This is a genomic window from Candidatus Hydrogenedentota bacterium, assembly GCA_012730045.1.
Classification (GTDB): domain Bacteria; phylum Hydrogenedentota; class Hydrogenedentia; order Hydrogenedentales; family CAITNO01; genus JAAYBR01.
On sequence record JAAYBR010000038.1, the window covers coordinates 1 to 7,117 of the forward strand.

The following is a 7,117-nucleotide window of genomic DNA, read 5'->3' on the forward strand; positions in this document are numbered from 1 at the left end:
AATGCCGTATCGAAAGGAAGACGGCGGGGACGGACTTCGAGGTGGCACGGGCTTCCAGCCCGTGTCTTGGGTCATGGCTGCAGCCCAAGACACACGGGCTGGAAGCCCGTGCCACCTCGGTGCGCTTACTGGACGTCCTCCTGGAAATGCCGCATCTCAACCTGAAGTTGCTCTAGAATGGCGACGGAGAGCGCAACGGCATGAAACGGATTCTGCATGTGGACATGGACGCCTTTTTCGCGTCTGTGGAGGTGGTCCTGAACCCCCGCCTGCGCGGAAAACCCGTGGTGGTGGGGGGGGAGCCGGGGGATCCGCGAAGCGTGGTGTCCAGTGCCTCCTATGAGGCGCGCCACTACGGCGTCCGCTCCGCCATGCCCATCGCGGAGGCCCACCGGCTCTGCCCCGGGGCCGTGTTCCTGCGGGGCGACCACGGGGTGTACGAGGCCGTTTCAAGGCAAATCTTCACCCTGCTGGAAAGCGTGTCCCCCCGGGTGCACATGGCCTCCATAGACGAGGCCTATGTGGACATCACCGGCTCGCTGCGCCTGTTCGGGGGCGAGGACGCCCTGGCCGCCCTGCTCAAGCGCCGCATCCGGGAGGAGACGGGCCTGCCCTGCACCGTCGCCGTCGCGTCCAACAAGCTGGTGTCGAAAGTCGCGGCCAACGCGGTAAAACCCGACGGGTACATTTCCATCCCCGCGGGCGGCGAGGCGGACTGGCTCGCCCCCCTGCCCGTGGGCAAGCTCCCCGGGATCGGCCCCCGAACCCGGGGAACGCTGGAATCCATGGGCATTATGACCATTGGGGCGCTGGCCGCCGCCCCCGCGCCCGTGCTGGAGCCGGTCTTCGGGGTGCAGACCGCCCATGTGCTGCGCGCGACGGCCCTTGGCGTCGCCTCGGACGAGGTGGAAGCGGGGGCGGACGCCCCCAAGTCCATCAGCCGGGAGACAACCTTCCCCGAGGACCTCTCCGACTGGAAGCTGCTGGGGAATGTGGCCGCGCAGCTTCTGGAGCGCTGCGCCCACGCCCTCCGCGAGGAGGGCATGGAGACCCGGTGCCTCACCCTGAAAGTGCGGTACGGGGACTTCTCGACGCACACCTTCTCGCAGGCCCTGCCCGATCCGACGGCCCTGGACACGGTCCTGCTGGAGACGCTGCGCGGGCTGCTGCCAAAGGCCATGGCGCGGCGCGCGCGGGTGCGCCTCGTGGGGGTGGGGCTTTCCCGCCTTTCCTGGAACCAGCACCAAACCTCCCTGTTCACCCGCGAATCGGACGAAAAGTGGGAGCGTGTGCTGGAACGGGTGGACCGGGTGCGTGGAAAACTCGGATTCGACACGGTGCATCTCGGGGTGGTGAAGCCGCCGCCGAAAAGACGCCCCTGAGACGGGCGCCGCCCCCCGGACGGAAACAGCGGATCCCTCTAACACTTCCCTAACATTCCCCGCCTAGACTTTTTCCCAATGCGGCCGGGCGCGGGGAGATGCCGAGGGCGCACACCGGGAGTCAAGGTTCTTATGATGCGGATATCCGGTTCCATGAACGCTGCGAGACCGGCGGCCTTCTGCCTTCTGTGCGCGGCAATGGCGATGCTTCTTTCGGGATGCGGCGGGGGCGGCGCCCTGCCGCCCGACCGCGTCCGGCTGGACGAGCACGCCTCCGGCGACGGCCAGACGGACCTGCACGGCACCCTGCTGGAAAAGCCCTTCCGCGTGGTGGTGGAGAGCGCGGTGCAGCCCGGGCTGTTCGGCGGCAAGGGGGAGCGCCGGGGCATCGGCGGGGCAAAGGTCCAGTTTGAGGTGGAGGATGCGCGGACCGGGTCGGTCTTCGAGGAGTCCGGCGCGCAGGTTGCCGAAATCGCGAGCGACCCCGGCGGCAGCGCGGCGGCCCGGCTGCGTCTCGGAAAATGGTCGGGGGACGTGTGGGTGCGGGTTTCCCTGCCCGACTATCCGGCGATCAAGCCGGTGCGCATGCGCGCCGTGGGCGGGGTGAAGCGCATCGGCGAGGAGCTCGAAGGGGCCACGGAGGGCGAGATTCCCCGGTTCGGCGTCCAGCTCCAGCAGCCGGACGGCAGGCCCGCCGCGGGAATAGAGGTGTTTTTCCGCGTCGAGGGGGACAGCGGCCAGGAAAGCGCCGTCAAGGACAAGCGCGTGGTGACCGATGCCGGGGGCATGGCCGTCACCTCCTGGAAACTTGGGAAGTCCGTCGGGCAGTACTTCGCCTGCGTGGACATTTACGACAACCGCGAGGGGGTGACCGCCCAGGAGCGCTTTGACGTGCTCGCCCTGGAGTTTGAGGCCATGGCCATGGACAAAATACAGCTGTCCATGGTGCTGGTGGGCGGGCTGGCGATCTTCATCTTCGGCATGACCATCATGTCCAAGGGGCTCCAGCGCACGGCGGACAAGCGCCTGCGCTCGATCCTGCACTTCATGACGCAGAACCGCTTCTTCGCCGTCATCGCGGGCGCGCTCATCACCGGCGTCATCCAGTCCTCCTCGGCCATGACCGTCATGCTGGTCGGTTTCGTGAACGCCGGCCTGGTGGATCTGACCCGGGCCATCGGCGTGGTCTACGGCGCGAACATCGGCACAACCATGACGGCCCAGCTCATCGCCTTCAAACTGGACGAGATGGCCTATCCGGCCATCGCCATCGGCCTGCTGGTGGCGTCCCTGGTGAAGCAGCCCAAATGGCGCGCCGTCGGCGAGAGCGTCATGGGCTTCGGCCTCCTGTTCCTGGGCATGAACCTGATGTCGGACGTTCTGGAGCCGCTGCGCTACAGCCCCGAGTTCATCGGCTGGTTCGCCATGTTTGACTGCTCGCCGAAGACCCCCGGCGGGCTCATGCCCGTCTGGCCGACCCTCGTGAGCATCGCCATCGGCACGGCCATGACCTGCGTCATCCAGTCCAGCAGCGCCACCGTCGGCATCGTGCTGGCCCTGTGCAGCCAGGGCATCATCGGCTTCTACACCGCCGTGCCCCTCATTCTGGGCGACAACATCGGCACGACCATCACCGCCAACCTCGCGGCGCTCAACGCCAACCGCGACGCCAGGCGCGTCGCCCTGGCACACACCCTCTTCAATCTTTTCGGCACGGCGTACATGTTCGCCCTGTTCTTCGTGCCCCTGTGGGCGGGAAAGCCGCTCTTCCTGGGCTTTGTGGACTGGATGACGCCGGGCACGGTCTTCTCCGAGCACCCCGAGAACCTCATGCGCCACGCGGCCAACGCCCACACCTTCTTCAACCTGTTCAACGTCGTGGTCTTCCTTCCCCTGACCACCCTGCTTGCCAGGGTCTGCCAGTGGGTGATCCCGAGGGTGGAGGCGGAGCGGGAGACGGTGCTCCAGTACCTGGAGCCCAACCTGCTGAAGGCGCCCGCCATCGCCCTGCAGCAGGCGGTGCGCGAGGTCATCTTCATGGTCCGCAGGGGCCAGAAGTCCATGACGGAGAGCTGCCTGCTCATCACCGGGCAGAACGAGTCGCTGGCCGACGCGGTCATCAAGCGGGAGCAGCTCATAGACCGGCTCCAGCGCGAGATCATCGAGTACCTCGTCGCCCTGTCCCGCCGCGAGGTGGAGCCCTCCGTCTCCGCCCTCATCCCCAAGATGATCCACGTGGTCAACGACGCGGAGCGCCTCGGCGACCACGCCGAGGAAATGGTCCACGTCTACTGGGTCATGCAGGAGAGCGGCGCCCCGCCCACCCCGGAGGGCATGCGCGAGCTCATCGCCATCAACGACTGCCTCAACCTCCAGTTCGAGGCCATCTACGCCATCCTGGAGGGCGAGAACCCCGGGGCCATCGAGCAGGCCACCAACGCCCACGAGGCCCTCACCGAAATGCTCCGGAAATGCACCGACAGCCATGTGCACCGTCTCGACGCCGGCCAGTGCGACGTCCAGTCCAGCGTCCTCTTCCTCGACGTGCTCAGCCACATGGAGCGCGTCGGCAACCACCTGCTCAACATCGCCGAGCGCGCCGGCGCCATCCTCGAGGAGGTCCGTTGAGGCGCCCGCGTTTGCTTTCCCCCGGGAAAACCCCCTAGAATAAGCCCGCGACCGCCCCCGTGCACACCGGCATGCGGGGCGGTTCTCCTGCCGGGCGGCCCCTTTCTGGCCGTTTCCGCGCCCCCAATCCCCCCGGTGCTGGAGTGGTGTTCCATGGAAAAAATCGTCAGCCTGTGCAAGCGGAAGGGCTTCATCTTCCAGTCGAGCGGCATCTACGGCGGCATCAACGGCTGCTGGGACTTCGGCCCCCTCGGCGTGGAGCTCAAGCGCAACCTGAAGAACGACTGGTGGTACAACTTCGTCCAGACCCGGGACGACATGGTGGGGCTGGACGCGAGCATCATCACGCACCCGCAGGTGTGGGTGGCCAGCGGGCACGTGGAGAACTTCCACGACATGCTGGTGGACTGCAAGGACTGCCGCAAGCGGTTCCGCCAGGACCACCTGGAGACGGAGCGGTGCCCCGACTGCGGCGGCGAGCTGACGGAGCCGAAGGCCTTCAACAGCATGCTGCGCACGCGGCTCGGCGTGAGCGACGACTCGTCGGTGGAGACCTACCTGCGCCCCGAAACCTGCCAGTCCATCTTCGTGGACTTCAAGGAGGTCTACTCCTCCACGCGCGTGCGCATCCCCTTCGGCATCGCGCAGATCGGCAAGAGCTTCCGCAACGAGGTGAACCCGCGCAACTTCATCTTCCGCAGCCGCGAGTTTGAGCAGATGGAGATCGAGTTCTTCTGCCGGCTGGAGGAGGAGGACGCGTGGTTCGACCGGTGGCAGGCCGACATCTGGAAGTGGTACCTGGACCTGGGCATCAAGGAGTCCGGGCTCCGCTGGTACGAGCACCCCAAGGAGTCGCTGGCGCACTACTCCAAGCGCACCGTGGACGTGGAGTACGAGTTCCCCTTCGGCTGGGGCGAGCTGCAGGGGCTGGCCAACCGCGGCACCTTCGACCTGACCGCCCACGGCGCGCACTCGGGCAAGGACCTGAGCTTCTTCGACGCGGAGAAGAACGAGCGCTTCGTCCCGACGGTCATCGAGCCGTCGGCGGGCGCCGACCGCACCACCCTCGCCGTGCTCTGCGACGCCTACGACGAGGAGGAGGTCTCGGGCGAGACCCGCGTGGTCATGCGCTTCGTGCCGAAGCTCGCCCCCATCAAGGCGGCCATCCTGCCGCTGGTCAAGAAGGACGGCCTCGCGGAGATCGCGGAGGAGCTGGAGAAGAAGCTGCGACGCAAGTTCAACACCTACTACGACCAGGCCGGCGCCATCGGCCGCCGCTACCGCCGCCAGGACGAGATCGGCACCCCGTACTGCGTCTGCGTGGACTTCGAGACGAAGGAGAACGGCACGGTCACCGTGCGCGACCGCGACACGATGGAGCAGACGCGCGTCCCCATGGACGAGCTCGCCGACTACATCGGGATGCGGGTCTCCTTCGAGCGGGACTGATGCCGCTGCGCCCCGGACACGCCGCGCCCCGCGCGGGGCTGCTGGTGACCGCGGTGTGCCTATGGGCGTGCGCTGTCTTCGGGCAAACGGAGACCGCGGCGCCCGTTGACGTGGAATTCACGGCGGTCGCGGCCGACTTCTCCGCCGCGCCGAAACGCGAAAACCAGGACTTCCCCCTCGCCGACCAGAAGAACAGCGCGGGCTGGACCCGGCTGGGCGCCTTCTGGGACGAGTTTGACGGAGACACCCTGGACACGAAGAAGTGGTGGCCCAAGAACCCCACCTGGGAAGGACGGCCCCCCGGCCGCTTCGACGAGGCCAACGTCTCGGTGTCCGGCGGACAGCTCCACCTCGCCGCGCGCCCGCTGGCCGCGCCCGAAATGGTCCCCGGCGGGAAGCCGTGGACCCATGCCACCGCCGCCGTCCAAAGCCGGGAAACGGTTCTCTACGGCCATTTTGAGGTGCGGGCCAAAATGATGCCCGCCTGCATCTGCAACGCCTTCTGGTTCTACCACGCCACGCCGGAACGCTGGACGGAGCTGGACGTCTACGAGATCGGCGCGCGCGCCCCGGAAAAGCAGCGGAAGGTCCACCTCACGGCCCATGTCTTCCGCACGCCGGAGAGTCAGACCCACCGGCAGTGGTCGGACGCGCTGGACGCGCCCTTCGACCCGGCGGCGGATTTCCATGTCTACGCCCTCGACTGGACCCCGGAAAGGCTGCGGTGGCATGTGGACGGACTCCTGGTGCGCGAGGGGCCAAACACGCACTGGCACCAGCCACTCACCCTGAACCTCGACGTGGAAATCATGGAGGAGTGGTTCGGCCCGCCGAAGGGGGGCGAACTCCCCGCGGTGTATGACGTAGACTATGTGCGCGCCTGGACGCGGGAAGCGTCCGGCGCGGAAAAGAAACCCTGACCGGCCCATGAAACGCAAGAACCTGGACAAGAAAAAGCGCGCCGCGGTGCGGGAGAAGGACTGGGAACGCCACGGCGACACGGCGTTTTCCCATGATCTGGCCCGCCACCGCCGCGCCATGGCCAGGCTCCCGGAGACCGCCATCTCCGCCGGGCAGGACGCGCTGCCGGCGGACTTCACCCCGAACGCCGTGGTCATCGCGCACGCGAAGAAGTGGGTCTTTGTGCAGCTCACGGGGGAGCTTACGGGACAGCCCCGGGAACGCATCTGCCTCATTGACGAGCGCCTGCACGAGGGGGAGGACTCCCTGATCGCCCCCGGGGACCGGGTCTATGTGGAGTTTGAGGGGGAGGACGCCTTTGTCCGCGGGGTCGCCCCGAGAACGTCGGCGCTGGGGCGTCCGGCGGGCGCGCACGACCGGCTCAAGCGCCAGGTGCTCGCGGCCAATGTGGACCAGCTCGTGATCGTGGCCGCCCTGGTCCATCCGCGGTTCCGGCCGGGATTGGTGGACCGCTACCTGATCACGGCGGAGACCGGCGGCGTGCAACCCCTGCTGGTGCTGAACAAGGCGGACCTCGCGGAGGGGGAGGTGGAGGAGCTGGCCATCTACCTCGACCTGGGCGTGACGGTGGTCCGCACGAGTTGCGTGACCGGCGAGGGGCTCGACACGCTCCGCACGCTGCTGGCGGGGAAGACCTCGGTCTTCTCCGGACACAGCGGCGTGGGGAAAACCTCGCT

Annotated in this window: 4 protein-coding genes and 1 pseudogene; all 5 read left to right on the forward strand. The window is 67.5% G+C overall.

Annotated elements, in window-relative coordinates; translation table 11 throughout:
- Positions 1–197 precede the first annotated feature (197 nt).
- Positions 198–1,382, forward strand: a pseudogene (gene dinB / locus GXY15_03705) (DNA polymerase IV).
- A 153-nt stretch (positions 1,383–1,535) separates the two neighbouring features.
- Entirely contained in the window at positions 1,536–4,010 is a 2,475-nt protein-coding gene (locus tag GXY15_03710) for a Na/Pi cotransporter family protein (protein ID NLV40317.1), read from the forward strand.
- A gap of 153 nt (positions 4,011–4,163) precedes the next feature.
- Positions 4,164–5,459, forward strand: coding sequence for a glycine--tRNA ligase (locus tag GXY15_03715; GenBank protein ID NLV40318.1), 1,296 nt, complete (start codon positions 4,164–4,166; stop codon positions 5,457–5,459).
- Positions 5,460–5,569: 110 nt separating this feature from the next.
- Complete coding sequence (locus tag GXY15_03720) at positions 5,570–6,379, forward strand: family 16 glycosylhydrolase (GenBank protein NLV40319.1); 810 nt, start codon at positions 5,570–5,572, stop codon at positions 6,377–6,379.
- Positions 6,380–6,386: 7 nt separating this feature from the next.
- Positions 6,387–7,117: GTPase RsgA (gene rsgA, locus GXY15_03725; GenBank protein ID NLV40320.1), on the forward strand; the 731-nt coding region annotated here is incomplete at its 3' end.

Bases quoted from the DNA above. Each gene is read 5' to 3' on its own strand.
- GXY15_03710 (NLV40317.1), top strand. From the start codon at position 1,536: ATGAACGCTGCGAGACCGGCGGCCTTCTGCCTTCTGTGCGCGGCAATG.
- GXY15_03715 (NLV40318.1), top strand. From the start codon at position 4,164: ATGGAAAAAATCGTCAGCCTGTGCAAGCGGAAGGGCTTCATCTTCCAG.